24 protein-coding genes and 1 pseudogene are annotated in these 26,878 nt (G+C 58.6%); 12 read left to right on the plus strand and 13 right to left on the minus strand.

Features of this window, described 5'->3' with window-relative positions; all coding sequences use genetic code 11:
• Positions 1–259: 259 nt before the first annotated feature.
• Both KI231_RS19675 and KI231_RS19680 read right to left on the minus strand, forming a co-directional pair.
• Positions 260–4,732, minus strand: coding sequence for a hemagglutinin repeat-containing protein (locus KI231_RS19675; RefSeq protein WP_213026089.1), 4,473 nt, complete (start codon positions 4,730–4,732; stop codon positions 260–262).
• A 113-nt stretch (positions 4,733–4,845) separates the two neighbouring features.
• Positions 4,846–6,573 (minus strand): ShlB/FhaC/HecB family hemolysin secretion/activation protein, encoded by a 1,728-nt coding sequence (locus tag KI231_RS19680; RefSeq protein ID WP_213026090.1) that lies wholly within the window; start codon positions 6,571–6,573, stop codon positions 4,846–4,848.
• A 290-nt stretch (positions 6,574–6,863) separates the two neighbouring features.
• Between KI231_RS19680 and KI231_RS19685 the strand changes: the two genes are divergently transcribed.
• On the plus strand, positions 6,864–7,982 hold the full coding sequence (locus KI231_RS19685) for an HlyD family secretion protein (protein WP_213026091.1): 1,119 nt from the start codon (positions 6,864–6,866) through the stop codon (positions 7,980–7,982).
• Positions 7,979–9,571, plus strand: a complete 1,593-nt coding sequence (locus KI231_RS19690) for a DHA2 family efflux MFS transporter permease subunit (RefSeq protein ID WP_213026092.1) — start codon at positions 7,979–7,981, stop codon at positions 9,569–9,571. Before KI231_RS19685 ends, KI231_RS19690 begins: the two co-directional genes overlap by 4 nt.
• A 70-nt stretch (positions 9,572–9,641) precedes the next feature.
• Here KI231_RS19690 and KI231_RS19695 read toward each other — a convergent pair whose 3' ends face one another.
• On the minus strand, positions 9,642–10,082 hold the full coding sequence (locus KI231_RS19695; protein ID WP_103306317.1) for a carboxymuconolactone decarboxylase family protein: 441 nt from the start codon (positions 10,080–10,082) through the stop codon (positions 9,642–9,644).
• Between the two features lie 178 nt (positions 10,083–10,260).
• On the opposite strand from KI231_RS19695, the gene KI231_RS19700 reads away from it, so the two are divergent.
• Complete coding sequence (locus KI231_RS19700) at positions 10,261–10,551, plus strand: hypothetical protein (protein WP_103306318.1); 291 nt, start codon at positions 10,261–10,263, stop codon at positions 10,549–10,551.
• A 185-nt stretch (positions 10,552–10,736) separates the two neighbouring features.
• Here the strand turns inward: KI231_RS19700 and KI231_RS19705 are convergent, their stop codons facing one another.
• Positions 10,737–12,305 carry a sensor domain-containing diguanylate cyclase gene (locus tag KI231_RS19705; protein WP_213026093.1) on the minus strand — a complete coding sequence of 523 codons (1,569 nt, stop codon included), beginning with the start codon at positions 12,303–12,305 and terminating at the stop codon, positions 10,737–10,739.
• A 217-nt stretch (positions 12,306–12,522) separates the two neighbouring features.
• Between KI231_RS19705 and KI231_RS19710 the strand changes: the two genes are divergently transcribed.
• Positions 12,523–12,876 (plus strand): hypothetical protein, encoded by a 354-nt coding sequence (locus KI231_RS19710; RefSeq protein WP_349306210.1) that lies wholly within the window; start codon positions 12,523–12,525, stop codon positions 12,874–12,876.
• A 96-nt stretch (positions 12,877–12,972) separates the two neighbouring features.
• On the opposite strand, the gene KI231_RS19715 is transcribed toward KI231_RS19710, so the two are convergent.
• Positions 12,973–13,638: a ribonuclease T2 gene (locus tag KI231_RS19715; protein ID WP_213026094.1), complete on the minus strand. Its 666-nt coding sequence runs from the start codon at positions 13,636–13,638 to the stop codon at positions 12,973–12,975.
• A gap of 165 nt (positions 13,639–13,803) precedes the next feature.
• Here KI231_RS19715 and KI231_RS19720 point away from each other — a divergent pair, with 165 nt between their 5' ends.
• The gene (locus KI231_RS19720; RefSeq protein WP_103306321.1) at positions 13,804–14,286 is read left to right on the plus strand and encodes a hypothetical protein; all 483 of its coding nucleotides are present in this window, start codon (positions 13,804–13,806) and stop codon (positions 14,284–14,286) included.
• A gap of 76 nt (positions 14,287–14,362) precedes the next feature.
• Entirely contained in the window at positions 14,363–15,148 is a 786-nt protein-coding gene (locus KI231_RS19725) for a transporter substrate-binding domain-containing protein (protein WP_213026095.1), read from the plus strand.
• 204 nt (positions 15,149–15,352) lie between these two features.
• On the opposite strand, the gene KI231_RS19730 is transcribed toward KI231_RS19725, so the two are convergent.
• Positions 15,353–15,568 (minus strand): hypothetical protein, encoded by a 216-nt coding sequence (locus KI231_RS19730; RefSeq protein ID WP_103306323.1) that lies wholly within the window; start codon positions 15,566–15,568, stop codon positions 15,353–15,355.
• A gap of 136 nt (positions 15,569–15,704) precedes the next feature.
• Between KI231_RS19730 and pseH the strand changes: the two genes are divergently transcribed.
• Positions 15,705–16,256, plus strand: coding sequence for a UDP-4-amino-4,6-dideoxy-N-acetyl-beta-L-altrosamine N-acetyltransferase (gene pseH, locus KI231_RS19735; protein WP_213026096.1), 552 nt, complete (start codon positions 15,705–15,707; stop codon positions 16,254–16,256).
• 18 nt (positions 16,257–16,274) lie between these two features.
• Positions 16,275–16,643 carry a DUF7079 family protein gene (locus KI231_RS19740; RefSeq protein ID WP_213026097.1) on the plus strand — a complete coding sequence of 123 codons (369 nt, stop codon included), beginning with the start codon at positions 16,275–16,277 and terminating at the stop codon, positions 16,641–16,643.
• A gap of 7 nt (positions 16,644–16,650) precedes the next feature.
• Here the strand turns inward: KI231_RS19740 and KI231_RS19745 are convergent, their stop codons facing one another.
• The 4 genes and pseudogenes from KI231_RS19745 to KI231_RS19755 all read right to left on the minus strand — a co-directional run bounded on the left by KI231_RS19745 (position 16,651) and on the right by KI231_RS19755 (position 19,858).
• A complete protein-coding gene (locus KI231_RS19745; protein ID WP_502937184.1) occupies positions 16,651–17,004 on the minus strand; it encodes a hypothetical protein in 354 nt (117 codons plus the stop codon).
• A 7-nt stretch (positions 17,005–17,011) separates the two neighbouring features.
• Entirely contained in the window at positions 17,012–17,884 is an 873-nt protein-coding gene (locus KI231_RS30370; RefSeq protein WP_502937324.1) for a methyl-accepting chemotaxis protein, read from the minus strand.
• A pseudogene (locus KI231_RS30375) lies at positions 17,870–19,039 on the minus strand (methyl-accepting chemotaxis protein); the annotation flags it as partial. The pseudogene KI231_RS30375 and the gene KI231_RS30370, both read right to left, overlap by 15 nt.
• 318 nt (positions 19,040–19,357) lie before the next feature.
• On the minus strand, positions 19,358–19,858 hold the full coding sequence (locus KI231_RS19755; RefSeq protein WP_213026099.1) for an Lrp/AsnC family transcriptional regulator: 501 nt from the start codon (positions 19,856–19,858) through the stop codon (positions 19,358–19,360).
• A gap of 119 nt (positions 19,859–19,977) precedes the next feature.
• Here KI231_RS19755 and KI231_RS19760 point away from each other — a divergent pair, with 119 nt between their 5' ends.
• The 3 genes from KI231_RS19760 (at position 19,978) to KI231_RS19770 (ending at position 23,669) form a co-directional block, all read left to right on the plus strand.
• Positions 19,978–21,012, plus strand: a complete 1,035-nt coding sequence (locus tag KI231_RS19760; RefSeq protein ID WP_213026100.1) for a histone deacetylase family protein — start codon at positions 19,978–19,980, stop codon at positions 21,010–21,012.
• A gap of 50 nt (positions 21,013–21,062) precedes the next feature.
• Entirely contained in the window at positions 21,063–22,115 is a 1,053-nt protein-coding gene (gene ocd, locus KI231_RS19765; RefSeq protein ID WP_213026101.1) for an ornithine cyclodeaminase, read from the plus strand.
• A 138-nt stretch (positions 22,116–22,253) separates the two neighbouring features.
• The gene (locus tag KI231_RS19770) at positions 22,254–23,669 is read left to right on the plus strand and encodes an amino acid permease (RefSeq protein ID WP_213026102.1); all 1,416 of its coding nucleotides are present in this window, start codon (positions 22,254–22,256) and stop codon (positions 23,667–23,669) included.
• Between the two features lie 44 nt (positions 23,670–23,713).
• Here the strand turns inward: KI231_RS19770 and lepB are convergent, their stop codons facing one another.
• From lepB to KI231_RS19785, 3 genes are all read right to left on the minus strand, one after another.
• A complete protein-coding gene (gene lepB / locus KI231_RS19775) occupies positions 23,714–24,511 on the minus strand; it encodes a signal peptidase I (RefSeq protein ID WP_213026103.1) in 798 nt (265 codons plus the stop codon).
• 81 nt (positions 24,512–24,592) lie between these two features.
• On the minus strand, positions 24,593–25,000 hold the full coding sequence (locus tag KI231_RS19780; protein ID WP_213026104.1) for a hypothetical protein: 408 nt from the start codon (positions 24,998–25,000) through the stop codon (positions 24,593–24,595).
• A gap of 148 nt (positions 25,001–25,148) precedes the next feature.
• Positions 25,149–25,511 (minus strand): DUF6124 family protein, encoded by a 363-nt coding sequence (locus KI231_RS19785; RefSeq protein ID WP_213026105.1) that lies wholly within the window; start codon positions 25,509–25,511, stop codon positions 25,149–25,151.
• Between the two features lie 549 nt (positions 25,512–26,060).
• Here KI231_RS19785 and KI231_RS19790 point away from each other — a divergent pair.
• On the plus strand, positions 26,061–26,444 hold the full coding sequence (locus KI231_RS19790; RefSeq protein WP_249412059.1) for a DUF7079 family protein: 384 nt from the start codon (positions 26,061–26,063) through the stop codon (positions 26,442–26,444).
• The last annotated feature ends 434 nt before the right edge of the window (positions 26,445–26,878 follow it).

Here is a 26,878-nt window from a genome sequence, read left to right on the forward strand (position 1 = left end):
TGCCCCTGTCAGTCCATTGTGGTTTGCGCCCGCTCTCTCACCCTAGTCGGCCTCCGACGGCTTTTCCATCGCGAGGCGTAAAGGGTCGAACAGGGATGAGTGAATGACCACAGACAAATGTGGGAGCGGGCTTGCCCGCGAAAGCGCTGGGTCAGTCGACATCTCTGCTGACTGACACGACGCCTTCGCGAGCAAGCCCGCTCCCACAGGGTTGGCTGGTGGTGGATGCAGATTCGGGTGCAGCCACCACCGATGGTTTTTAGCCTTTCTCGTCGATCCCGGCTTGCAGAGGCTGGCCATTCAGATGGCCGCTCAGGGTGACCGGGCCGACTTTCAGGTTGCCGTCTTCAAAGGAAACCTTGGGTGCGTTTTCCTCCTTCTTCTTCTTCTGCGGCAGATCAAGTCCGGCTTTTACACCGTAATCGAGGTTGCTCAGATCAGTGCTGCCGACCTTCGAACCACCGAGATCAACCTTGCCTTCAGACGAGGAAATCCGCGCGCCGGTCAGTTGCGTGGCGCCGCCGACGTTGAGGTTCACGCCCTGGCTGGCACTGATGCCGGAGGCTTGCTTGACGCTGTCCTTGTGCGCGTATTCGCCCTGCGCTTTGAGGGTCGGCTTGTAGTCGGTGCCGGCGAGTTCTTCCTTGTCGCTCGGTGGATTTTTCTTCGCGGTCAGGCCTAGATCGACATCAACCTTGGCATGGGTCTGCGAGTCCTGACGGCTTTCGACAGTCATGTCACCGGCAACCTTGCCGCCGACATTCTGCGCCTCGATCCGCGCACCCGACAGCTGTGCATCACCCGCGCTGTTCAGCACCACCGTGTCAGCCTTGATCTGGCTGTTCTGCTGTGTGGTGCCCTGCAGGTAATCCACCCCCACCTTGGCTCCGGCATTGAAACCGTGGTCGCTGCTGGCCTTTTCATCGGCCGCGGTCGGAGTTTTGCTGCTCAGGTTGCCACCGGCATTCAGCGCCACATTCCAGTTGTTGCGGTTGTCGGTGGACTGCGCCGACTCCTGCACGTAGCCGCCCTTCTGCGCATCAACGTTTACGCTTGGCGCTGCGACTTGAGTGCCTTGCAGATGAACCGCATCACCACTCAGGGCGATACCGTTCTGGCTGCTGAGTTGGCCACCGGTGAGGGTTTGCGCGTGCTCGTTGACCCGACCGATGTTGAAGTTGCCACTCAGATTGCCGCCCTGATCACGGCTCTTCTCGCTGCTGGTTTTGCTGCCGCCGCCCTTCAAGCCGCCGCCGAGATTGCTGCCGGTGGCGTCGTGAGTATTGGTGGCGGCTTGCAGATCGAGTTTGCCGTCGGCGTGCAAATCGATGGCGCCAGCGCTGTCGATCTTCGTGCCTTGTTGAATCTGATTGCCGCCGCTGCTCAGTTGCACGCCGTTACCGCTGATGCTCGCGACATGCGCCTGAGTGTCAGTGGTTTGCTTGCCCGTGTGATCGAGCTGGAAGCCAGCGCCGAGGTCGACGTTGGTGCCGTCGGTGCCCGGCAACGTGCCGACTGTGAGCGAGGCATTGCCGCGCAGGCTGGACTCGTTGCTGTGCTGGCGGTCGGTAGCCTGATTCAGCGCCAGATCGCCGCCGGTCTTGATGTTGACACCGCCCTGCCCGCCGTCGAATCGACTGCCCTCAAACTGCGCGTCACCGGCGGTTTTAATGTTCACGCCCTGGCTGCCGGCATAACCGCCAACCACCGCGCTGGAGCTGTCCTTGGTCGATTGGCTGCTGCCGCCCGCGCCGCTGCCGGCGACGTTCACGTCTTCACCGGTTTTGGTGTAGACGCGCACATCGACCTTGGCATCGACTGCATTGTCGCTGCTGCTGTGGGTGTTGCTGGCAGCATCGGCGACCAGTTTTTCGGCGCTGATGTTCACTTTGCCGGCGCTGGCGTTGTACTGGGTGCCTTGGTCGCGCAAGGTGCCGGTGACGTTGACATCGACGCTGCCGCCGTCGAAACGGCTGACTACCGCGTTGCTGCTTTGCTCGGTTTTATCAGCGCTGCCATGGCCGATCGCAACGTCAATACCGACGTTCGGTTGACCCAGATCGCTCAGCGCATCCTTGTCCGGCACCTTGCCGTTCAACACCTCTTTGACGACACCGGCAATCGGTCGGGCGATGTCTTTGTACTCGACGTTGGCGCCGATGTCCGCCGACCAGTTGCTCTCGGTGTGAGTGCTGCTTTCAGTGTTGCTCGCCGCGCGGTTGTCGACTTCTTTGGCCGCGATGTTCAGACCGTTGCCAGCTTTGACCTGCGCGCCTTCGGTGACGAGTTTGTCGGCATTGATGGTCAGGCCACCGGCACTCTGCACACTGCTGGTTTGCGCAGTGGTTTTGCTCGTGGTGTCCTGCGAAGTGCCGTGGGCGAAATCGACGCCACTGCCGGCGCGGTCGAGGCCGCCGGTGTAGTAGAAACCGCCGCCGGTGCTGGTCTTGTCGGTGGAGGATTTGTGGCTATCTTCTTCCGCCAGCAACGAGACATTCTTGCCACTCAGGCTGGTATCGCCAGCGGTGGATTTCACCTCGCCGCCCTTGATGGTCAGATCGCCGCCGGCCTTCACCTGTACGGTGCCGCCGCTGAGGCTTGAGCCCTGCTGAGTGACATCGTTTTTAGTGACGGTTTGCTGCTTGTCTTCGTAATGAATCCCCGCGCGATATTGCTCCGGCGTTTGCTCTTTGGCGTAAGCATCGAAGCCGCGTGTCTGCGTGTTGTCAGTACTGTCGTGGCTGTTCTGCGCCGAATGCACGTTGACATCCCCCGCCGCGTCCGCCGTCAGCGCGCCGCCCGCCTTGACCGTCGAGCCGGCCACCTCGATGTCCTTGGCGCTCTTGAGCTTGAGGTTGCTGTCGGACACCAGTTCGCTGCGCACCGTGGTGCTGTCCTTGGCGTTCTGGCGTGACTCGTCCTTGGTGATGCCGAAGAACTTGCTGTCCTTGTCATGGTTGTTGCTGTGCGAGGTGTCCTGCACGCCGTCGATGACCAGCGAACCCTTGTGACTGATGACACTCGCTTCGGTGTCGCCCCGGACCTGGCTGCCACTGATGCGCACATCGTCAGCCTTGACGATCAATTTGCCGGCGGCGTTGATCTTGCTGCCCTGATGCTGGGTCTGGCCCTTGTCGGCATCGCCGGTCTTGCCGAAGAAACCACCGCCGACCAGATCACCGGAATAGCGGTTGTCGCTGCTGCGATTGGTGCGCGTGGCGGTGGTGATTTCCACCTGTTTGCCGGCCAGTTGCAGGTCGCCCGCACTGTCCAACTCGGCGCCTTCGGAGCGCAACAAAGCGGCGGTTTGCAGGGCGATGTTGCCGGCCTTCAACTGGCTGCTGATGCTGCGCTGCTCTTCGCTGCTGGTGTTCCAGTCGGCTTTCCACAGGTGCTTGCGGTGATTGCCCTGATCAGTCTGGGTGTGGCTTTCGGTGGCGGCAGTCAGGCGCAGATCGCCGCCGCTTTTCACCTTAAGATTCTTCGCTGCTTCAACCTTGGCGGCCTTGAGTTCGGCGTCCTTGCCGGCGGACAGTGTCGCGTCGCGGCTGGCAACGATCTGGCTGCCGTGCTGACGCGATTCGCTGTCGGTCTGGGTGCGGTCGTAAGTTTCCCAAGTGATGCCGATGGTGCTGTTGTTCCAGTTCTCGCGCTTCTCCTGGAGCTTGCGGCTCTCGACCGTGCTCAGGGTCAGGTTGCGTTTGGCATCGACGGAGACGTCGCGGCCACTGACATCGGTGGCCGCCAGGGTCAGGTCCTTGCCGCTGTGCAAACCGACATCGCCCTGGCTGCTGCGGATGCCTGCACGGGTTACGTCGAGGCTGTTGGTCACGGCCTCACCACTGACATTGAGGTCACCGGCGGAACGAATCTGCACGCCATCACGCCCGGCCACTTGCACCGCGCCGACCCGCACGCCTGCCCCTTCAGCAGTGCTGACGATGTTGATGCGTCCGGCCTGCATCGCGCCGAACAGGCTGGCGTCGATGCGCTGATCGCCAGTGTTGCCCGCCGGGTCCACGGTTTTCACTTGGCCGCTGGCGTAATCGAGCTGATTGCGACCGACCGTGATGTTCAGTTGATCGCGGGCAGTGAGCGCGCCCTGGCTGTCGATACGCGGGGCGATCAGGTTGATCGAGCCCTCGGCGTTACGCAGGCCGCCGCTCTGGATCTGCAACTGACCACTGGCGTCACGGGTGTTCAAACCTTGCAGTTTGCCGTCGTTCAATTCCGGGCGACCGACCACCAGATTGGCGTTCGGCGTGTTGATGAAACTGCCGCCATTGACCGAAATTCCGTTCGGGTTGGCCAGCACGTAATCGGCAGGACGACCGAAGATTTCCTGTGCGCCGTTGATCGCCGACGGGTTGCGACTGATCACTTCGTTGAGGATCACGCTCGCGGCTTGCCCTTGCAGTTGCGGGTTGGCCGCCAGTTGCCCGGCAAGTTGCGATTGCCCGGCCTGCAAGGCGTTGTTCAGCACCAGCCCCTGACGGTCGACGTTGTAGTCGAGGAACTGGTTATGCGACAGGCCCGAGCCGTTGGGCGCGACGATGTTGACGATGGGCACACCGCCCTGGGTCTGCAATTGCGCAGTGCCGCCGGGGCCCGGCGCGACCACGACGCCGCCGGCCATCGCGTTCGGCAGGTGCACGGCGAAGAACAGGCTGGCAATTGCCCAGCGCAATTTGCCCCGAGGCGAAAGATGAAATGCAAAGGTGTGTGCTGGCATAAAAACGTCTCCATGTGAGTACGGCATCACGTCGCGCGATTTAGTCTTGGCCGTGGCTGTCACGCTCAGATCCAACGGCTGTTTGTTCACTGCATTCTTGGTTTATGTAGCGCTCATATTTGCAAACCGACGCGCATCAGCCAGGTTTCAGGCTCATGTTGCAGACCGTTCGGCGTGTTGAGTGCACGCTGGTAATCGACATCGACACTGAAGTTTTTCCAGCCCAGATTCAGCCCGACACTGGCACTGCTCAGGCGTTGGCCCTGAGCGCCGTGATCGGCCTTGATATAGCCGTGGTCGAGGCCGATACGCGGCGTCATCTGCACAGGCCACTCGCTGCGCAACGGCAGCCGCAATGTGTTGCGCCAGATCGCGCCGCTGGCCCCGGACGCGCTGCTGACGCGATAGCCGCGTACTGCCGAATCGTCGGTGCCGAGCAGTTGTTCGATGGCCGGCAACGGGTCCGGGCTGTACTGCAAATTCAGTTGGCTCTGCCACTGCCAGGTCTGCGCGCCGAACTGACCATTGCGCCACTGACTGAGGCTGGCGCGGTACTTGTGGAACTGCGCCTTGGGCAGGTTGTTGATCTGCTGCCGCGAGTCGTCATCGGCGCCGAACCAGCGCAGGCCCTGGGCGTAGTTGACGTCGAGGTTCCACACCGCACGGTCGAGCCAGAACAGATTGAGCCCGGCTTCGGCCACGGTCAGGGTCGGGCTCTGAATGCCCAGCCGCACGTTTTCCAGATAGCTGTCGACGTCCTTGTGCGCCAATTGCAGGTTGGCGCTGAGCTGCCGGCTCTGGTCGCGCCACAACACACGGTCGGCGCGCAGGCTGACCTGGTCGGTGATGCCGGTGCTGTGAAAAGTCGTGCTTGGCAGTTTGAACGGCGCGCGGTATTCGGCGTGGCTGGCGAATACGCTGTAGGTCCAGTAGCCGTAGGGAATCGCGTAATACAGGCTGGCGTTGCGACTGTAACGATCACCCTGATTCAAGGTGTCACTGGCGCTGAGGCTCAACAGGTCGTTGAGTTCCAGCGGGCTGTCGAGGCTCAGGCTGAGCGTATCGCGGTCGCGCCCGGTGCTGGCGCTGCCGAGGTTGTCGAACCCCGCATTCAAGGCCCAGCGCGACTGCCCGGAGGTGCGTGAACGCAGAATGATCCGCGAGGCGCCGGGCTGACTGCCGGGGGCGATGTCGGCGGTCAGATCGACAGAACGCAGGCGGTTCAACTGGTCGAGGCCTTGCTCCAGATCACGCAGGTTCAGCGGCCCGCCAAGCATCCCCGGGAACGCACCGCCCAGCGACACCGGCAGACTCTGATCGGCCAGTTCGATGGACTCGATGTAGCCCTCGTCGACCATGATGTCGAGCGATTGGCCTGCCGCCGGAGCGCTTGCCAGATACGGGCGGCTGGCGATGTAGCCCTTCTCCACGTAGATCGCGGTGATGGTGGCGAGCAGATGATTGATCTGGCCGACGCCCATGCACGGTGCCAGCAGCGGTTTGATGCGTGCGTTGAGTTTGTCGCTGTTGATCAGCGTCACGCCGCCGATACGCGTGCCGCTCAACGGCCAGCAGCGTTCATCGGGGGCGACGGTTTGCGGCATCGTCGGCGTGGCAGGTGCCGGACCGAACGAGCCGCGTTCCAGTTGGCGCTTTCTTTGTTCCAGTTGCAGTTGTTGCAGATCGCGCTGTTGCTGTTGCTGCTGGCGCAACACTTCCTGGCCCGGCGCGACAGGTTCGGCAGCTTCAAGCGAGGAGGCACACACACTCAACACAAAGGCCGACAACAGCGGGCAACGCGTGGAACGACGACGAGAAGCAGCGCAAAGCGAATACGGCACGCAATATCCTTGCGATCATCAAATGGCGTAATGCCACCCTATCAATGATCGTGATAGTCGGAGCCCTTATTCACAAATGCAAGACGCTTCCTACCGTGCTTACACTTCTTAAACAATTGATTAAACAGGGTCTAGGCGCGTCTCAGGGTTTCCCCTATGAATTGAATTTGCGCTAGGTAAAAGGCGCAGCGAACCGATCTGACGATCGGTGCCAAAAATAAATTGCCACCAAATATTACCTGCGTCATATTACAGCCGTAATAACGACCCGTTTCCGCAGGTATTACGCCATGACCAACATGCCCACCCTCGAACCTGACCTCGCTGTCCCGGTCAAGACTAAACCGCCGCTGCTTAAACGCTTGTTGATTCCCGGCATCGGTTTGATCGCGCTGGTGTTTGCCACGGTGTATGCCGTGCACTGGTGGGGCGCCGGGCGTTTTCTCGAGGAAACCGACGATGCCTACATCGGTGGCGACGTCACAGTGATCGGGCCGAAAGTCGCCGGTTACATCGAAGAGGTGCTGGTCAGCGACAACCAACACGTCAAGGCTGGCGATGTTTTGATCCGCCTCGACGCCCGCGACTATCGCGCCAACCTCGCCAAAGCCGAGGGCGCGGTGGCTGCCGAAGAGGCGCTGCTGGCCAACCTCGACGCCACCGAGCAACTTCAGCAAGCGGTGATCGGTCAGGCCCGCGCCGGCATCGATGCGGCAGGTGCCGAAACCGCGCGCTCGCGGGACGACAACGCTCGCTACAAACGTCTGGTGACCACCAATGCCGTCTCGGTAGAAAGCGCCCAACGCGCCGACGCCACTTTCAAAACCGCCCAAGCCTTGAGCGCCCGCGCCCAGGCTGAATTGCTCGCCGCACAACGCCAACTCGCAGTGATCGATACGCAAAAACAACAGGCCCGCGCCGCCCTCCAGCAAGCGCGCGCCGAACGCGATCTGGCGCAGCTGAACCTCGGCTACACCGAACTGCGCGCGCCGGTTGACGGCGTGATCGGCAACCGCCGCGCACGGGTCGGCGCCTACGCGCAGGCCGGCTCGCAACAACTGTCGGTGGTGCCGGCCAGCGGTTTGTGGGTCGATGCCAACTTCAAGGAAGACCAATTGGCGCGGATGAAACCCGGCCTGCGCGTGAGCATCCGCGCCGACGTGCTGGCCGGCCAGGAATTCCATGGCCGCCTCGACAGCCTCGCCCCGGCCACCGGCTCGCAGTTCAGCGTACTGCCGCCAGAAAACGCCACCGGCAACTTCACCAAAATCGTCCAGCGCGTACCCGTGCGCATCCTCCTCGACCCGGCCGATGGCGTGCTCGGCCACTTGCGTCCGGGCCTGTCGGTGACCGCCGAAGTCGACACCCGCGCCCAGCCTGAAACCAGTGCTGTGGCCGTCGCACCATGAGTGCTACCCTCGCCGCTCCCGCGCAGCCGTTCAACGCGGCGGACATGACCACCGCGACCAAGGTGTTCGCCTTCGCGACGATGTGCATCGGCATGTTCATTGCGCTGCTGGATATCCAGATCGTCTCGGCGTCGTTGCGTGATATCGGCGGCGGCCTCTCCGCCGGCACCGACGAAACCGCGTGGGTGCAGACCAGTTACCTGATCGCCGAAATCATCGTGATTCCGCTGTCGGGCTGGTTGTCGCGAGTGTTCTCCACGCGCTGGCTGTTCTGCGCCTCAGCGGTGGGTTTCACCCTCGCCAGCCTGCTCTGCGGCGTGGCCTGGAACATCCAGAGCATGATCGCCTTCCGCGCACTGCAAGGTTTTCTCGGCGGTTCGATGATTCCGCTGGTGTTCACCACGGCATTCTTTTTCTTCACCGGCAAACAACGGGTGATTGCTGCGGCGACCATCGGCGCGGTGGCGTCGTTGGCACCGACACTGGGCCCGGTGATCGGCGGCTGGATCACCGATATTTCCTCGTGGCACTGGCTGTTCTACATCAACCTGGTGCCAGGGATTTTCGTCGCCGTGGCGGTGCCGATGCTGGTGAAAATCGATCAGCCGGAACTGTCGCTGCTCAAGGGCGCGGATTACCTGAGCATGGTGTTTCTCGCACTGTTTCTCGGCTGCCTGGAATACACCCTCGAAGAAGGCCCGCGCTGGAACTGGTTCAGTGACCAGACCATCCTGACCACCGCGTGGATCAGCGGCCTGGCGGGATTGGCTTTCATCGGCCGCACCTTGCACGTGGCCAATCCGATCGTCGATCTGCGCGCATTGAAGGACCGCAATTTCGCCCTCGGCTGCTTCTTTTCGTTCGTCACCGGGATTGGCCTGTTCGCGACGATTTATCTGACGCCGCTGTTTCTCGGGCGGGTGCGCGGCTACAGCGCGCTGGACATTGGTCTCGCGGTTTTCTCCACCGGGGTGTTCCAGATCATGGCGATTCCGCTGTATGCCTTTCTGGCCAATCGCATGGATTTGCGCTGGATCATGATGATCGGCCTGGGCTTGTTCGCGGTGTCGATGTGGGAGTTCAGCCCGATCACCCACGATTGGGGCGCGGGGCAATTGATGCTGCCGCAAGCCTTGCGCGGGATTGCCCAGCAATTGGCGGTGCCGCCGGCCGTGACGTTGACGTTGGGTGGGTTGGCGCCAGCCCGTCTGAAGCATGCGTCGGGCTTATTCAACCTGATGCGCAACCTCGGTGGTGCGATCGGGATTGCCGCGTGCGCGACCATTCTCAATGATCGCACCAACCTGCATTTCACTAGGTTGGCCGAACACCTGAACAGCAGCAATGAGGCGCTGAATCAGTGGCTGACGCAGGTCGGCGGCAACCTCGCGACGCTGGGCCAGATTGGTGATATTGGCGTCACCGCCAGCCTGCGCCAGTTATGGCTGCTGACCTACCGCGAGGCGCAAACGCAAACCTACGGCGACACCTTTCTGATGATTATGGTGTGCTTCGTCATCGCCACGGCAATGGTGCCCTTGATGCGCAAGGTACAACCACCGGCCGCGCCGAGTGCCGACGCACATTAACTTGAATCGCAAAGCTGCTTGACCCTGTGGGAGCGGGCTTGCTCCCACAGTTTTGTTTTGCGGTTTGGCGTCAGATCTGTGGGGTTTTGCGAAAGCCTACCGCCAGCCGGTTCCAGCTGTTGATGGTGCTGATCGCGACGGTCAGGTCGACCATTTCTTTCGGCGTGAACTGCGCGGCGACGACGTCGTAGTCTTCATCCGGGGCGTGGGTCAGGCTCAGTTGGGTCAGCGATTCGGTCCAGAGCAGCGCGGCGCGTTCACGCTCGCTGAAGAACGGCGCTTCACGCCAGGCAGTCACTGCGAACAGACGACGTGGCGTTTCACCGCCCTTGATCGCGTCGGCCGTGTGCATGTCGATGCAGAAGGCGCAGCCATTGATTTGCGAGGCACGCAGTTTGACCAGTTCGATCAGAGTCTTTTCCAGCGGCAGCTTGGAGACGGCGGTTTCCAGGGCAATCATCGCTTTCATGGCGTCCGGGGAAGCGGTGTAGAAATCGGTACGAGCTTTCATGGCGGGTTTCCGGGGCAAGTGAATGTGTGACTACGTTAGTCCCGGCGAGTGGTTCGGCAAATAGCCAATATTCCAGAAGATCAGGAGGCCACTCGATTGACCGCTCGTCACCCTGTCGGCACCAAGTCTTCGGCGCGTCAGACCAATATCAGGTAAATCCCCTTTTTGGAGACGCACCATGATCACGCGCAAACTTACTTCGTTATTGCTCGCCGGCCTGCTGGCCACGGCCTCCGCCGCTACCTTCGCGGCCAACGACGGCGCTGACGCCACCGGCACCAAATCCGGCGCCACCAGCGGCTCGACCATGCCACCGGACAACACCCCGGGCGCGCCTTCTGGCGGTAACAGTGGAAGCGGCGGCACCGGCACCAATGGCGGCGCCAGCGGCTCGGGCTCGGGTGCCGGTGGTGGCACCGGTTCGGCGGGTGGCGGCACGGGCGGTGCAGGCGGTGGCACGGGCGGCTGAACGAACAAGAGCCATCCGTGGTGAAAATCTCCCACAGGTTTCTGAGTTACCAATCCGGACTCAATGAAAACCCCTGTGGGAGCTGGCTTGCCGGCGATGGCGTCGGCTCAGCCAGCCTCTTCTCATTGTGACCCACCGCTATCGCTGGCAAGCCAGCTCCCACAGTGTTTGTGCTGGTTTGTCATTCAGCGGTCAGAGCGCATCAATTCCCCGATGCCGCCATCCAGCGACAGCACCGCCGCCCGATTGCGCCCGGCATTTTTCGCCTGGTACAGCGCCGCATCCGCCCGTTGGATAAACACTTCCGGGTTGTCATTGCCATTGGGGATAAACGCATAGCAGCCCAGGCTTACGGTGAGATAACCGGTGGGTGAACCACTGTGGGTGATGCGCTTGTCGATCACACTGCGGCGAATCTGCCCGGCAATCGCCAGCGCGCCGTTGATGTCGGTATCGGGCAACAACACCGCAAACTCCTCGCCGCCATAGCGCACCGCCAGATCCGACTTGCGTTGACAGCAATTCCTCAGCACTTGCGCAACCTGGGTCAGGCACTGATCGCCGGCCACATGCCCATAGGCGTCGTTGTAACGCTTGAAAAAATCGATATCGAGCATGATCAGGCTGACCGGGCTGACCTGCCGTGCGCCCCGGGCAAACTCGATCTCCAGCGAGCGTTCGAACAGGCGCCGATTGGCCAGCCCGGTGAGGCTGTCGTGGGTCGCGATCTGTTCCAGCGCCCGTTGCGCCTTGCGCAGGTTCTTCTCGATCCGTTCGCCATCGCGCACCTGATGGATGAACACCCAGCCGAACAGCCCGACGCCAAGAATCACCAGCGCCACCAGCACGCAGGACTGGAACGCACGCTCGTACCAACCCTTGAGAATCGTGTCCCGCGAAGTCGCGGCAGACACCACCAGCGGGTACGACGCCAGTTGCCGATAGCCATACAAATGAGTGATGCCATCGACCACCGAATTGATCATCGCCGTACCGGCCGCGGCGTTGGGCAACAGCTTTTTATAGATCTCGCCCTGGGTCAGTGACGTGCCAATCAATGACTCATCAAACGGCCGCCGCGCGAGCAATGTACCGTCAGTCAAACCAAGGAACATGATGCCGTTGTCGTCAAGGCTGAAGCTTTCGAAGAACTGGTCGAAGTACGCCATCTTGATCCCGGCCATCAGCACGCCCTGAAAATTGCCGGCGCGGTCATTGACGCGTTTGGAGATCGGGATGATCCACTCACCGTTCTCGCGGCTGCGAATCGCCGGGCCGATGTGCGCCACTGTCGAGGCATTCTGCTGATGAAACTTGAAGTACTCGCGATCAGCCACGCCATTGCCACGGGGCAGATCGGCAAATGAGGTAATCACCCACTGACCCTGACGGTCGAACAGAAACATGCCGTGCAACTGATTCAATTGCTGCACGCGACGGGCAAGGGTCTTCTGCAGACGCGGCCGCTGCGCCGCGCCGTAACCGTCGTCCTGAATCCAGTCGACCAGGCTGGTCATCACCAGATCCGCCGCCAGGAACGTGTCCTCGGCCTGCTGCGCCATCGCCCGGGTCAGATTGCTCGAAGCCATTTGCGCCACCGCCAGATCCTGGCGCCGCGACTGCTCCAGTTGCAGATACAGCAAACCGAACAGGCACAGACACACCGCAACGATAAACAGCGCCGCCGCTTTGCGTAGCGGCAGACGTTTAAGCGTGCCGGGAGCCTGATGTGGATCGTGAATGGGGATAGGCAAAACCGTGTCCTGGGCAGGTACGACAAGGGCGTGAGCCCGAAACCCTTATTTTTGTGAGCGTAGTTCACGCGGATGTACACGGCAAACAAGTGGCATCGGCACACGCCCAATTCCATACCTATCGGCGCGGTGAGCATTTGGATGATTGTTTTGAACAACTTTTTTTGAACGTATGCCGTCAGGCTCGCGAAAACCCGGAGCAAACACTGATAGAGTTTTGACTTCTTGCCGCGATAACCACTTCAAGGCGTCCCTTGTTCAGCACACTACGGCCGCCCTGCTTATGAGGTCTCTGATATTTTTTGCAGCGCTCGCACTGGCTGCGGCACTGTTCGTAGGTTATTACGAAAAGATGGAAGATGCCGATCCCGAAAAGGTCTTCTTTCTCAAGAAACACCCGACACTGAAAATGCACTTTGTGAACATTTTTGCGTATGAAAGGGACGACAAGCACTTGTCCGAACTTGACGACGAAGAGAAGCGCCAGGTTATTGATTACTGCAAATATCGGTTAGGCATTGCCACTGACCTGAAAGATCAGCAAGCGCTGGACGCCTGTAAACAGCGCTAAGAGCGGCAAAATACTCCGGTATACCAAAACCCTGTGGCGAGGGAGCTTGCTCCCTCGCCACAGGTTTAGTGCTTGTCTTCTCGACTTTGAGTCAAATCAACGCGACGGCGGCACTCGAATATCCCCCGCCCGGCACTGAGTCTTCACACCCTTGCCGCACGCGCCAAACTGCAAATCCTTGCCCATGCACACGCGCACTTCCGACAACTCCGGACCACTGCAAATGACTGCAATGCCGTCCGCCGGTATCCCCGGATTGGCTTTGCGGAACAAATCGGAAATTTCCTGCGCCTCGAAGTAATAGGAAGTGCTGAACGGTTGCAGCTCTTGAGGAATTATCACCGCGCCCACGGCTTTATCCGCCGCATCCAGATAACCCATCGCACCGAGGCCGCTGCAGGTGCCGTGCTTCGACCATTCGTGATCGAGCAGCTTCTTGGTCGGGAACAGCGTCAGGCCTTTGCTGCTTTCTGCCGCCGACAGCGTGGTCAGCGGCGGGCAGGATTCCGGCCAGCCACCCTTGGCGTATTGCGGCCACAAACCGTGCAGGACAAAGCCGTAACCCTTGCCGGAACATTGCACATCGTCCTTGTGGGTGAGGCAAAAGGTCGGCGACCAGGACAACGTCAGCAGGTAGTAATCGAACACCCCCGCCACCGATTCCGCCTGCGCTTTGCTCGACTGCGATTGCCGCGCCGAACTCAGGCCGATACTACCGGCCGTCAGCGCAATCACCGCCAAAATTGTAAACAGCTTTTTCATGTACCCGCTCCTTGGGACGCCTGCGTCCGTGGTTTTCGTTGCTGACCAGACGTGGTCAGCGGTGATTTGGACACGCTTGTGTTGCAGGCGCATGACGCAAGGCAACGCCCTACCCCGTTGAAACGTCTACGATTAACAGGCAGACATCAAACACAGGGATCTGAAATGAGTAAAGCAGACGAACTCGCCGCGAAGCTCAAGCAAACCCGGCACACCCACGCGGACGACATCACCTGCGCGGAACTGGAGATCGATTGCTGGCCGGCGCAGGTCTACGACCTGTACCACCGCATCGAAGCATGGCTGCAACCGGTGACCGAAGTCGGCCTGAAGATTCGACGCAATCCTACGCACATATGCGAAACCTCCCCGGATGGCGAATCCCACGATTACGCCATCGACCAACTGGTCATAGAAGCGAACAACCAAAGCCTGACATTTGATCCCATCGCCCGCTTTACCGAAGATGGCGCCGGACGCGTGCAAATCACCCTGCCAGACAGAAACACTTACCTGCTGCGCACCGTCGATGAACACGGCGAAAGCCATTGGTGGCTGCAGACCGTTGAAACCGGGCAGGAACTGGATGCGATTGCGCTGACGGAAAACAATCTGCTGCAGGTGGTGCAGGAAGGTTTGGGCTTGTAGGCGCACTTCGCCGATAGGGATCAGCGCCGAGAACGTGGTTAACTTCTCGCTCCGATCCCTTTGAAGCCCGACGGACATGACAAAAACCACACTCTTGCTCGGTACTCTGCTGGCCCTGCCCCTGACCTTCAGCGTTCAGGCAGCAGAACAGACCTCACACCTCGACAGCATCCAGCAACAAGGCCAATTGCGCGTCTGCACCACTGGCGACTACAAGCCCTACACCTTCAAGCGCGACGACGGTGATTTCGAAGGTATCGACATCGCCATGGCCCGTTCGCTGGCCGACAGCCTCGGCGTCAAAGTCGAATGGGTGCAGACCACCTGGAAAACCCTGATGCCGGACATGCAGGCCGGCAAGTGCGACATCGGCATGGGCGGGATTTCGGTGACGCTGGAGCGGCAGAAAAAGGCTTACTTCGGCAACACCCTCGACACCGACGGCAAAATCCCGCTGGTGCGCTGCGCCGATCAGTCCAAGTACCAGACGATTGAACAAATCAACCAGCCCAACGTGCGCCTGGTCGAACCGGCCGGCGGCACCAACGAAGCCTTCGTCCACGCCTTCCTGCCCAAAGCGCAACTGGCCCTGCACGACAACGTGACGATCTTCCAGCAACTGCTCGACAACAAGGCTGACGTGATGATCACCGACACCTCGGAAGCGCTGTATCAGCAGAAGCTCAAACCCGGTTTGTGCGCGGTCAATCCGCACCAATACATGCAGTACGGCGAGAAGGCTTACCTGCTGCCACGCGATGACATCAGCTGGAAACTCTACGTTGATCAGTGGCTGCACCTGAGCAAGGTCACCGGTAAATATCAGAAAACCCTGAGCGAATGGATTGCGCTGCCTCAGTGAGCTTTTTCAGCGATTCACTGGCCTCGCTGCCCGGCGATAGAGAAAATGGCAGGTTTCTTCAAACACTATCTGTAAGAACACTGAACCTGTGGCGAGGGGATTTATCCCCGATGGGTCGCGAAGCGCCCCCCCCCTTTTTTTCAGTGAAGCCACCGAAACTGTGGCGAGGGAGCTTGCTCCCTCGCCACAATTCATCCGTCTACTTCAATCGTCATGCAGCATCCCGGAGCTGTACTGATTGAGACTGCTGCCAATACTGTTCCCGCCGAACTTCAGCGTCGTCGCATTACTACGCCCGTCCAGCGACTGACAATCCGCCGAAAAACAACTGGTCGTCGTTAACCCGCCTGCCCCCGAACAAGCACTCAACACCGACACCGCAGCAGCAATCAACAGCACTTTGACGATATTCAGGCGCATGGCACGATTCCCCTCGGGATAAAAAGCGACGATCTTGTGCCAACATCCTAGGCCTGCCCCACACACCGCAACATGAAACTTTCCTGATCGACAGCGCCGGTTCAGAATCGCCAGACCGCCAGACAAGGACATCCCCATGCAACTCCTCCCCCTCACCGACGCCAGCCCCGCCATCCAGGCCCATGTGCGCACACTTCGCAATCAGGAAGACGTGCGCAAGTTCATGTACACCTCCCATGAAATCACCGAACAGGAACATGCGAACTGGCTGACTTCTTTACAGGGCAATCCACGGCAACAAGTGTTTGTGGTGATCAAGGATGAACAAGCGGTTGGGGTTGTTTCGTTGAACGCGATCAACGAACTGCATAAAACGGCGGACTGGGCGTTTTATCTGGACGTTGGGTTGCAGGGTAAGGGGCTGGGCAGTTTGGTCGAGTTCTGGATGCTCGATTACGCGTTTGATGTGGCGGGGTTGGAGAAGCTGAATTGCGAAGTGCTGGCAGTGAATTCGGCGGTGGTGAAGATGCATCAGAAATTCGGGTTTGAAGTGGAAGGTGTTCGGCGGCAGAACGTGGTCAAGGAAGGCGTTCGGATTGACGTAGTTTTGTTGGGGATTACCAAAGCTGAATGGCAGAACAAGCGCCCGACACTGGCCCCTGTTATCGAACGTCTTAATAACGTTTAGCGCATGGAGCGCCCGAATTTGCGACGTGAACTGAGCCCTGCCGAGCTCTACAAAATCCGCGACGCCCTGTCGTGGATCTTTGTCGACACCGCCGTGGATTACCCCTACATCGCCAGACAAGTCGAAGGCTACGACCCGGAACAGATCAAAGACATCCTCTATTCAGAAGTCGCCGTCATCTGCGCCTGGAACCTCGCCGGCCCACTGCCGCCGATCTGGACAGGATTCAACGCCGACGAGTTGAATCAGGACATCGAGGACATGCTGCTGGCGAAGAAAAACAGCTGGATGCGACGGCAGCTCCATCGACTGCACACCGCTTGGTTGCGGTTTAACTATGGGGACGCGTGGAAAGAGCTTTCGGCGCACCTCAAACAATTGAGCTGAGCCCCCCCTAACTCGCAGCCGATGAAATAGCCCGCACACGACACAGTTGATCGAATCGATAACAGTTTTGATCGTCGATCCGCTCGAAAACAGACATTGCGCCTTCGCCATTCACGCCGCGAATCAGCGCTTCATGGGCAAAGGTCGTTTGATCGCGCAAGTCCACAATAGGCTGAAAGGCGAAGGCGAAATCCATATCCGGCACGCCTTTGTTTTTACAGCCCTGACACGCCTCGGGAGCGGAGAATGATTTTGCAAAATAGCTCATGCCCCCCGATAACGGGATAGCACCTTCCTTGGTTATCAATAAAGAAACTGCTGTTACGGCTAAAGCCCAACGGCGCGGTCGCCGCGGGCTCATCCGCTAATCAGGTGCGGAAATGCGCGGTCATGCGTTGCAAGTCCTGCCCCAGCGACGCCAACTCAATCGTCGCGGCCGCACTTTCTTCGCTGGCGACAGCCGACTGGTCGGCGACATCACGCACACTGACGATGCTGCGATTGATTTCGTCGGCCACGGCGCTTTGCTGCTCGGCAGCAGCAGAGATCTGCAGGCTCATTTCCTGGATCGTACCGATGGACTGGTTGATCTCGGTAATTGCCAATTCGGCTTTCTGCGCCAACACCACCGTATCGAGGGTGCGCTCGCGGCTGGAGGTCATCAGCGTAGAGGCTGCTTGCGTGCGTTGTTGCAGGGTGACGATCAGCGCTTCGATTTCCTTGGTCGAGTCTTGCGTGCGCTGAGCCAGTGAACGCACTTCGTCTGCCACCACGGCAAAACCACGCCCCTGCTCGCCCGCCCGCGCTGCTTCGATAGCGGCGTTCAACGCGAGCAAATTGGTCTGCTCCGCGACGGCTTTGATCACATCGATCACTTTGCCGATCTGCTCACTGTCCTGAGACAGCACGTTCATCGCGCCGCCTAACTCCTCAATGGCCACAGCGAGCTCACTGATCTGCACCGTCGCCTGCTTCACCACCGTACTGCCGTGGCGCGCCTGTTGATCAGCCAAGGTCGCGGCAGCAGAGGCATCGGTCGTGTTACGCGCAACTTCCTGCACAGTCGAAGCCATTTCATGCATCGCTGTGGCGACTTGATCCACTTCGCTTTTTTGCTGACGCACACCCGCGCTTGTCTGTTCGCTCATGGCCGAGAGCTTTTCCGCAGAGGTGGAAATATGTGTCACGCCATTGCCGATACCCTGCACCAGCGTATTGAGGTTCTGCGCCATGTCCTGCATCGCATTTTGCAGATCGCCCAACTCATCCTTGCGCGCAGACTTGGCCTGTACCGTCAGGTCGCCTTTGGCAATACGTCGAGCCAGTTCAACCGTCAGCGCCAGCGGCGCAGTGATCTGCCGCGAAATGACCACCGAAGCAATCAGCCCGATCACCAGCGCCAACACGGTCAATACGGCGATCTGAACAAAGGCTGAGTGCTGATCTTCAAGCGCCAGACGCTGCTGGGTGTCCATCAGGCCATTCATGATCTTGTCCATGGCCTTGCTTTCCTGGTCGACCTGCTCGCGCATGTTCTGCTTCTGCTCAAACAGCCCGGCCACTTGCACCAATACTTCGCGATAACGCCGCATGCCGGCGTACGCTTCTTCCAGTTGGCTCGACAGGGCCGTCGGCAGGCTGGTACGCGCCTTGGTGATATCACTCAAGAAGGTATCGATGGTCTCCATCAGCAGGTTTTTGTTCACGTCGTTGGGCACCGCAATGTAACGACGCAGCATCAGGCGAAACAGGGTCATGCCATTGCGCAAGTCGGCCACCGTGCGCAGCTCCCGAACGCGCTCGCCATCGGCAGACGCCAGCGCACTGGTCGTGGCGCCTTCAAGCATGCCGGCAAAAGTTTGCGCGTACTTGTCCGACAGTGCAGTCAGCGGTTTCAGGGCATCCGTGGTCGACTGATCGGCAGCAATCAGCCGCTTGACCTTCTGGTCGTAGGCAACAATCGTGGTTTGCAAAGCCTTCAAGGCTTGCTGGTTCTCAGCGCGGGTCAAGGTGTCCAGCGCCTTGCTCACAAGGCCCTGCAAGACATTCAACTGAGCGTTATAGGATTCAGCGAATGCGGCGTCAGCGGCGGCTTCGTACTGTTTCTCGGACAAACGCATATCTTGCGTAGCGTCATTCAACTTGCCGATAAGGCGCGTCGTACTCAAGCGATCAACCAGCACGCTGTTGCTGTTATAGCCAATAAAGGCAACCGCCAAAACCGCCAGCAAAAGAATGCCGAAACCGGTTCCCAGCTTGCGGGAAACTTTGATGTCACCCAAGAAATTCGATGCTACTGCCATATTCAGCCTCAAACGCCCTGACGTGAAACGCCAGGCACAAAAAATTGATCTCCGGTAACCACAGTCACCGTCCAGACATTCGGGGGTCGTCATCCAAGGCGTAATACGGGACGCTCCAGCTGTCCCGGAAATGCAAAAAGCGATGCTGTTGATGCGTCGAAGAAAAATCCGACGCGAGCATCGGCAGACAAATCCATCACGTCGCAAACGGCGTCTGCACGCGGGATTTATCGATTCAGCAAAGGTGTCTGGAGGGATGCTATAAATTTTACGAAAACTTGTACAACTTTATATTTTTGTACAATCGTTGAACTTTTAGAGCGACGTGATGACGCATTGACATCACGATTTATGGCACATCGCTACTGGCGCAAAACGCAGCTGAAAATGCGGATTCAAAAGCCTGGCGACTCAATCCTTTGCCGGCTTGGGAATCGCGATACGACTACCGGTCTTGACCTCGCGCAATGCCAGGCTGGACTGAATGGAAGCAATCCCCACCTGACGCCGGAGTACCTGCTCGATAAAGTCGCTGTAACTATCAAGATCCTCCGCCAATACCTGCAACACATAATCGGCATCGCCAGTGATCTTGTGACAGGCCACCACCTCCGGCAATTGCGCAATCACCGCCTCGAAGGCGTCAGGCGCGTGATCGGCGTGGGTGGAAAAACGAATGTGCACGAACGCCATGATATCCAGCCCGAGCATTCGCCGATCCAGATTGGCCTGATAGCCCTTGATGACCCCGGCCTCCTCCATGCGCTTGCGCCGCCGCCAGCACGGCGTAAGGCTCAGCGAAAGCCGCTCACTGAGTTCAGCGTTGGAAATACTGGCGTCCTCCTGCAATAACTCAAGAATCGCCAGGTCGGTCTCGTCGAGGCTGATGCGTTTGGATATTTTTTTCTGCATGACGCCATTCCTGAGTAAAAACTCCCGAATAATCGACTGAATCACGAACACAAAGCAAAGAAAGCGCAGCCCGGCCGGAACAGAATATTTGCACTGGCTCACATTAACGGATGCGCAGAATGTTTACAGTTTTCAGTGATTCCCACCGTTTGCACCACGGCACCGAATTGAAAGACGGCGTGCTCAAGCCCTCGTTCGAACAACCGAGTCGCGCCGACACCGTGCACAACCGCGTCAAACAGGTCGGCCTTGGCCAGATCGTCGAACCGCGCGCGTTTGATCGCTCGTGCTACGTCAACGCGCACAGCGAGCGCTACGTCAGTTTTCTGGAAACTGCCTGGAGCGAATGGTGCGCAACCGGTCGCACTCACGACGCCTTGCCACTGGTCTGGCCGGTGCGCGATCTGGCCAACGAGGACGTGCCAACATTCATCGACGGCAAGCTCGGTTTCTATGCCATGGACGCCGGTTCGCCGATCACCGCGACGACCTGGCAAGCGGTGAAAACCAGCGCTGATATCGCCCTCACTGGCCTGGCCCTGCTTGATGAAGGCCACGACAGTGCCTTCGCCCTGTGCCGCCCGCCTGGCCATCACGCCGCACGCGAATACATGGGCGGTTATTGCTACCTCAACAACGCCGCCATTGCCGCGCAACGAGCCATCACCCAAGGCGCCAAACGTGTCGCGGTGCTGGACGTCGACTTCCATCACGGCAACGGCACGCAAAACATCTTTTACCAGCGCAGCGACGTCATGTTCGTGTCGCTGCACGGCGAACCGGCGGTGTCCTACCCGTATTTCTCCGGGTACAGCCACGAAGTCGGCGCGGGTGTCGGCGAGGGTTACAACCTCAACTATCCCCTGCCGAAAAACACCACTTGGGAGAGTTACCGCAACGCCCTGCTCCACGCCTGCAAAAAACTCCAGCAGTTCGCGCCTGAGGTGCTGGTGATTTCCCTCGGTGTCGACACGTTCAAGGACGATCCCATCAGCCACTTCCTGCTGGAAAGCGAGGATTTCATCGGCATCGGTGAACTGATCGCCAGCGTCGGCTGCCCGACCCTGTTCGTCATGGAGGGCGGCTACATGGTCGATGAAATCGGCATCAATGCGGTCAACGTGCTGCACGGTTTCGAGAGCAAACGCAGCTGAGCCAGCCCGCGCTTTACAACCTTTCAATGACTGGATCGGAGAATAAGAACATGACGCTTTTTATTGATGTCGATGATGCTGCACGCCTGTTCACCCAAGTCGGTATCCGCCGCGCCCTCCGCGAAATGGCCGGCTACATCGAAGCGGACTACGCACGCTGGGCGCAGTTTGATAAATCGCCGCGCACGGCCAATCACTCGGCAGACGGCGTGATCGAATTGATGCCCACCGACGACGGCCAGCAGTACTCGTTCAAATACGTCAATGGCCACCCGAACAACGGCCAGCAGAATTTGCTCACGGTCATGGCCTTCGGTCTTCTGGCGGATGTGCAGAGCGGCTACCCCACCCTGCTCAGCGAACTGACCCTGACCACCGCCGTGCGCACCGCCGCAACCTCCGCGTTGGTCGCGCAATCGCTGGCTCGTCCGGGTGCGACTTCGATGGCCCTGATCGGCAATGGTGCGCAAAGTGAGTTTCAGGCACTGGCCTTTCATGAAATGTTGGGCATCAGCGAAATCCGCATCTTCGATATTGATCGAGATGCGTCACTCAAGTTGAAGCACAACCTCGCGGCGTTCCCGGACATCGAAGTGATTCTGGCCAGCTCGGTGAAGGACGCGGTCAAGGGTGCGGACATCGTCACCACGGTCACCGCCGACAAAGCCTACGCAACCATTCTGACGCCCGACATGATTGAGCCCGGCATGCACATCAACGCGGTCGGCGGTGACTGTCCGGGCAAAACCGAACTGCACGCCGACATCCTGCGCAACGCCCGGGTCATCATCGAGTTCGAGCCGCAAACCCGCATTGAAGGCGACATTCAGCAACTGGCAGCCGATTCCCCGGTGATCGAATTCTTCCGGATTGTGCAGGGCGAAGTGGCCGGACGCGAAAACGATACGCAGGTGACGGTGTTCGATTCGGTGGGTTTTGCCCTGGAAGACTTTTCGTCACTGCGCTACCTCAACGACTTGGCTCAGACGCAGCAAATCGGCCAACGCATCCACCTGGTGCCGACGCCGGCCAACATCAAAAACCTTTTCCAACTGCTCGATCCACAACCGGCCAAAACCTCGCGTCTGCGTACCGTCGGTTGATTGGTAAACGCCGCCTCATTTACGAGGCGGCCATTCACCCTCCAGGCACAGCTGTGATTAGCCGCTGCCTCTCTAACAAGAACGCTCGCCACCTACTTTCTGCCAAAACTCAAAAACATAAAATCAAGAGGTTTTGCAATGAAATCGAACCCTTCCGGGCTGCTTGAACAGCCCGCGCTGCAGCGCACGCTGAGCAATCGTCACATCCAATTAATGGCCATGGGCGGCGCCATCGGGACCGGCCTGTTCATGGGCTCCGGGAAGATCATCGCCCTCTCCGGGACGTCTATCATCCTCATCTACATGATCATCGGACTGTTCGTGTTTTTCGTCATGCGCGCCATGGGCGAAATGCTCCTGTCCAACCTCAACTTCAAAACCTTCGCCGACTTCGCCGGTGCCTACCTCGGCCCGCGCGCGGCGTTCTTCCTCGGCTGGTCGTACTGGCTGAGCTGGAGCGTGGCGGTGATCGGCGACGCCGTCGTGGTCGGTGGATTCTTCCAGTACTGGTTCCCCGACGTACCGGCGTGGATACCCGCCGTCGGCATGCTGGCAACCCTGTTCGCGCTAAACGTGCTGACGGTCAGACTGTTCGGTGAGGTGGAATTCTGGTTCGCGATCATCAAGATCATTGCCGTCGTGACCCTGATCGGCGTCAGCACCGTGCTGATCGCCAGCTCCTTCGTCTCGCCAAGTGGCGTCACCGCGTCCCTGAGTCACCTGGTGGACAAACAGGCTGCGTTCCCTAACGGCTTGTTCGGTTTCTTCGCCGGATTTCAAATGGCGATTTTCTCCTTCGCCGGCACCGAGCTGATCGGCACCGCCGCCGCTGAAACCCGATCGCCGGAGAAAACCCTGCCCAAAGCAATCAACTCCATTCCGCTGCGGATCATCCTGTTCTACGTGCTGGCGCTGACCTGCATTATTGCCGTGACCTCGTGGCAGCAGGTTTCTCCGGTCAAGAGCCCCTTTGTCGAACTGTTCCTCGTCGCCGGGTTTCCCGCAGCGGCCGGTATCGTCAATTTCGTGGTCCTGACCTCAGCGGCCTCCTCGGCCAACAGCGGCGTGTTTTCATCGAGTCGCATGCTGTTCGGGCTGGCCAATCAGGACAACGCTCCGGGTATATTCCGCCGACTGTCGAGCAACAGCGTGCCGCTGCTGAGCCTGGCGTTCACCACGCTGTTGATGCTGGTTGGGGTGCTGGTGCTGTTCATCGTGCCGGAAGTCATGACCGCCTTCACCATCGTCTCGACCGTGTCGGCGATTCTGGTGATTTTCACTTGGTCGACCATTCTTGCGTCTTACATCGCCTACCGCAAAAAACGTCCGGATCTGCATGCGAAGTCGACTTACAAGATGCCCGGCGGTGTAGCGATGGCTTGGTTCTCGTTGGCGTTTTTGGGGTTCGTGCTGGGATTGCTAGCGTTGCGGCCTGACACGCGGATTGCGCTGATGGTCATGCCGGGGTGGTTTGTCTGGTTGGCGATTGCTTACCAGTTGACGCGGTTGAGGAAGCCGAAATCTGCGGTTGAGTCGGCGAGTCAGTTTGGCTAGATCTGTAAGTGAAAGCCGTCACCTGAAAGTGACGGCTTTTGTTCTCAGTGAAAGACTGTGCCAATCCTCGAACGATCGGATGAAAACCAGATTCCGGTGACTTTGCCAGTAATGTCTTCGACTGCGACCTGGCCCATAAAGCGGCTGTCGTTACTGACATCGCGGTTATCACCGAGCAGATAAACATGATCTTTCTCGACTACCGTCTGCGGCGTTTGCAGATAACGAGGATCCTTTACGCGCTCTGGCGGTGCGAAGAATAGCCCCATGTTTTCACCGTTGCGAATGACCTTACCGTCAACAATCGACAAGGTATCGCCACCCACAGCCGCCACACGTTTGACCGCCTCCGTGCCGTTGTAGCGATACACCACAATGTCGCCCACCTGCGGCGCGTCGATGCGCATATTGGTGACGATATAGTCACCGATCGAAAGGGTCGGAACCATCGAGCCAGAAGGGATCAAGTAAGTTTTGAACCCCAGTGTCGGGCCTCGCAATGGCCCGAAAAGAACCAGCGTGAGAATGACCAGCGCCACCACGTAAAGCACATGGAAACGGGTGCTGGGACTCGCCGCCGAACGGTCGCTTCTGCGTACCGATATTGCTGCTGCCGCGGCCGAGCCGAGTTTCACCACGACAATAAACGTAGCGAAGACATACAGGCCGAATGGCGTGGCAGGCACCCCGCAGACACCGAGTAGAATCACCCCCAGATAAAGCAAAGCGGCAACACGCACCGCCCACTTCACCTGACCGGCATACACCAGACCCCAGCCTACCACCAGGCACGACATCACGAATGCTTGCAGCGGCAGCTTCGGCTTATCAGGAGCAGACATAAATTCTCTTCACGTAAATAGCTGACACTCAAGCGCCCGGCCTATTCAGCCACTAGGGCACTACGGGCAATACGAATGGCCTCATCGAGCGGAAAAATAACCCGTCGTACGCAATTGCAGGCTGTACACCCAGATACCAAACACCAGTGCATATTCTTTGAACATTGGCAGGGTAAGCAGATGCACAACCGAACCGCTGTTCATTTGCGACAGAGAAAAGGCAATCCCCAGAATCAACGCGAGAATAAAGCACAGAGAACTGATCTTCTTTCTCGCCAGCAGCAACAAGCCGCCGACGAACATCAACAACGCCACTACACAAATATTCAGCAGCATCAGAAACGAAATATCCCCTTCCCGCGCTTGCTGAAACCCGTCATGAGCCACCCACAGGCCGGCCTGAATCAATACGACAAAGCAATAAAAAACGGCCATGAAGACAACGGCGGGACGCGTGTTGTACCAAGCTTGGGACGATGTAGCTTCCATGATGCGGCGACTCCTGAGTAAAGGCGCGGCATGCTACTAAATAGCCATCACCCTGTCCATTTGCCCGCCCTCCTCCCGGCGGCTTTACTCAGCGCCAACAGCCCCCTCCGTGGCAACGGCTGAGCCGTTCGCCACAAAGGGAGCTGATTTACGCCTTCACCTCAACGTTATCCAACGCCTGATTCACCGCCAACTCACCCAGCATCACCACCTGCGCAATGCCCAGCGCGGTTTTGCGATGCGAAGGGTCGAGTACTGCGGCGAAGTTGTTGAGCATTTCCGAGGCGGAACTGAGTGTTTCACTGGCGTTGGCTAGCAGGGATTCCGAGTCGTACTTCGGGTTGGCGAGGTACATGCGCTCGGGTTCGTTGACGCTGGCCATGATGTGGCCGGCGGGAAGGAGGTAGTGATCGAGCGCGCGCTCGGCGGCTTCGTGGAGCTTTTTGGAGTTTGGGGATTGGTACGGGGATGCCGGATCAGTTTCCGGCGGGTTGGGCGTTACCTTGAACATAGATGGAACCTCTAGCGCGATTACTAAAAAGAGCCATCACCCTCGCTACCAAACGAATGGGTGGCGGCCATACGCGGGTTGGTAGACCGGTCGCACTAGAACCCGGCGCCCACGAATGGGCCCCACGCATGACCACCATGAAATCCGAGTCCTGGGGAAGCGACTGAAATTGGTGATGCAATGCATCTAGTCACGAAGCGGGCTACCAAACCCGATCACTGGTTTTCAGTGATGTGGGGACGATAGAACCTGCGGGCTAGACGCACAAGCCGGGGGATTCTGTCTTAGGTGTAGGGGGAGGCGCAAGGTGTTGTAGGTCTTGGACGACACCGCCTCAACTTACTTAAACAAGCGCAGCCTTTGCTGTTTAAATTCACGAAAATCCGAGCGCCTCGCCGTCAGACATCGAGTAAAGTAAGTCTGATACAGCCGCAACGGTTAATTCGATGACAGGAAGTCAAACATGGCAAAGCTTGTTGTACATATCACATTGAAATCCCGGCACCTTTCGTATAGACGAGATTCAAGATCCTTGGCGGCGTTATAGCGATGGAAAACAATAAAGCTAATTTGAATCGCGCGATCACTGCAAGCGAGCGATATGACGTCTACTGGGCATTATCCGATGCGTTTGTCGACAACGAGGTAGATTACGAATCCATCGCTCGACAGACTGAAGATTACGACCCACAAGAGATAAAACGAATTCTCTACGAAAAAGTCGCACCTGTCTGTCATACAAACCTCGAGACAGTGATACCAATGATCTGGTCTGCATTTAACCGAGAGCAACTAAATTCCGACATTGCGAAAACGCTGGATGCCCGAGCACAAAGCCGCTTACGACGGCAGATAGACAAACTGGTGATACGTTGGCTTGAGTTCCGATACAAATACATTTGGAGAGAGATCTCCAAGTACTATCGACAATGAATTGGCCTGAGTGGAGATGGGCACAAATCACGATATTCAGGCCATCATTGCCAGTATTATTTCGAGCACGTTGTATCGGCAATGTCGGCCAAGATCTTCGGCAGCGGCACATCTTCCCAGCTTCAGCTACGATCTTGCCGCTGCCGCACATGTCGCAGGCCTTGCCCTTGATCATAATCGCATCCGGCGGTCCGGAAACCTTAACGGTGTCTACCGTGTAACGCTCCATGCAGACCAAGGTCGCTTCGGCATACCCATGAAAATCTCGATTAAAGCACCACGTTAAAGCAACACGACAGCGCCGTCTCGCTCATCAATCTGAAGTTCAAACTTATTGGATTCCGTTCCGGGTTTATGGGTGGTTTCCAGCTGCAACAGACGATCATTTACCAGCGCGGCTGATGTCAGCACCGTGAGCGATGATACGAAAGGAG

Origin of the sequence: Pseudomonas sp. Seg1 (assembly GCF_018326005.1) — a bacterium.
In the GTDB taxonomy this organism is placed as follows: domain Bacteria; phylum Pseudomonadota; class Gammaproteobacteria; order Pseudomonadales; family Pseudomonadaceae; genus Aquipseudomonas.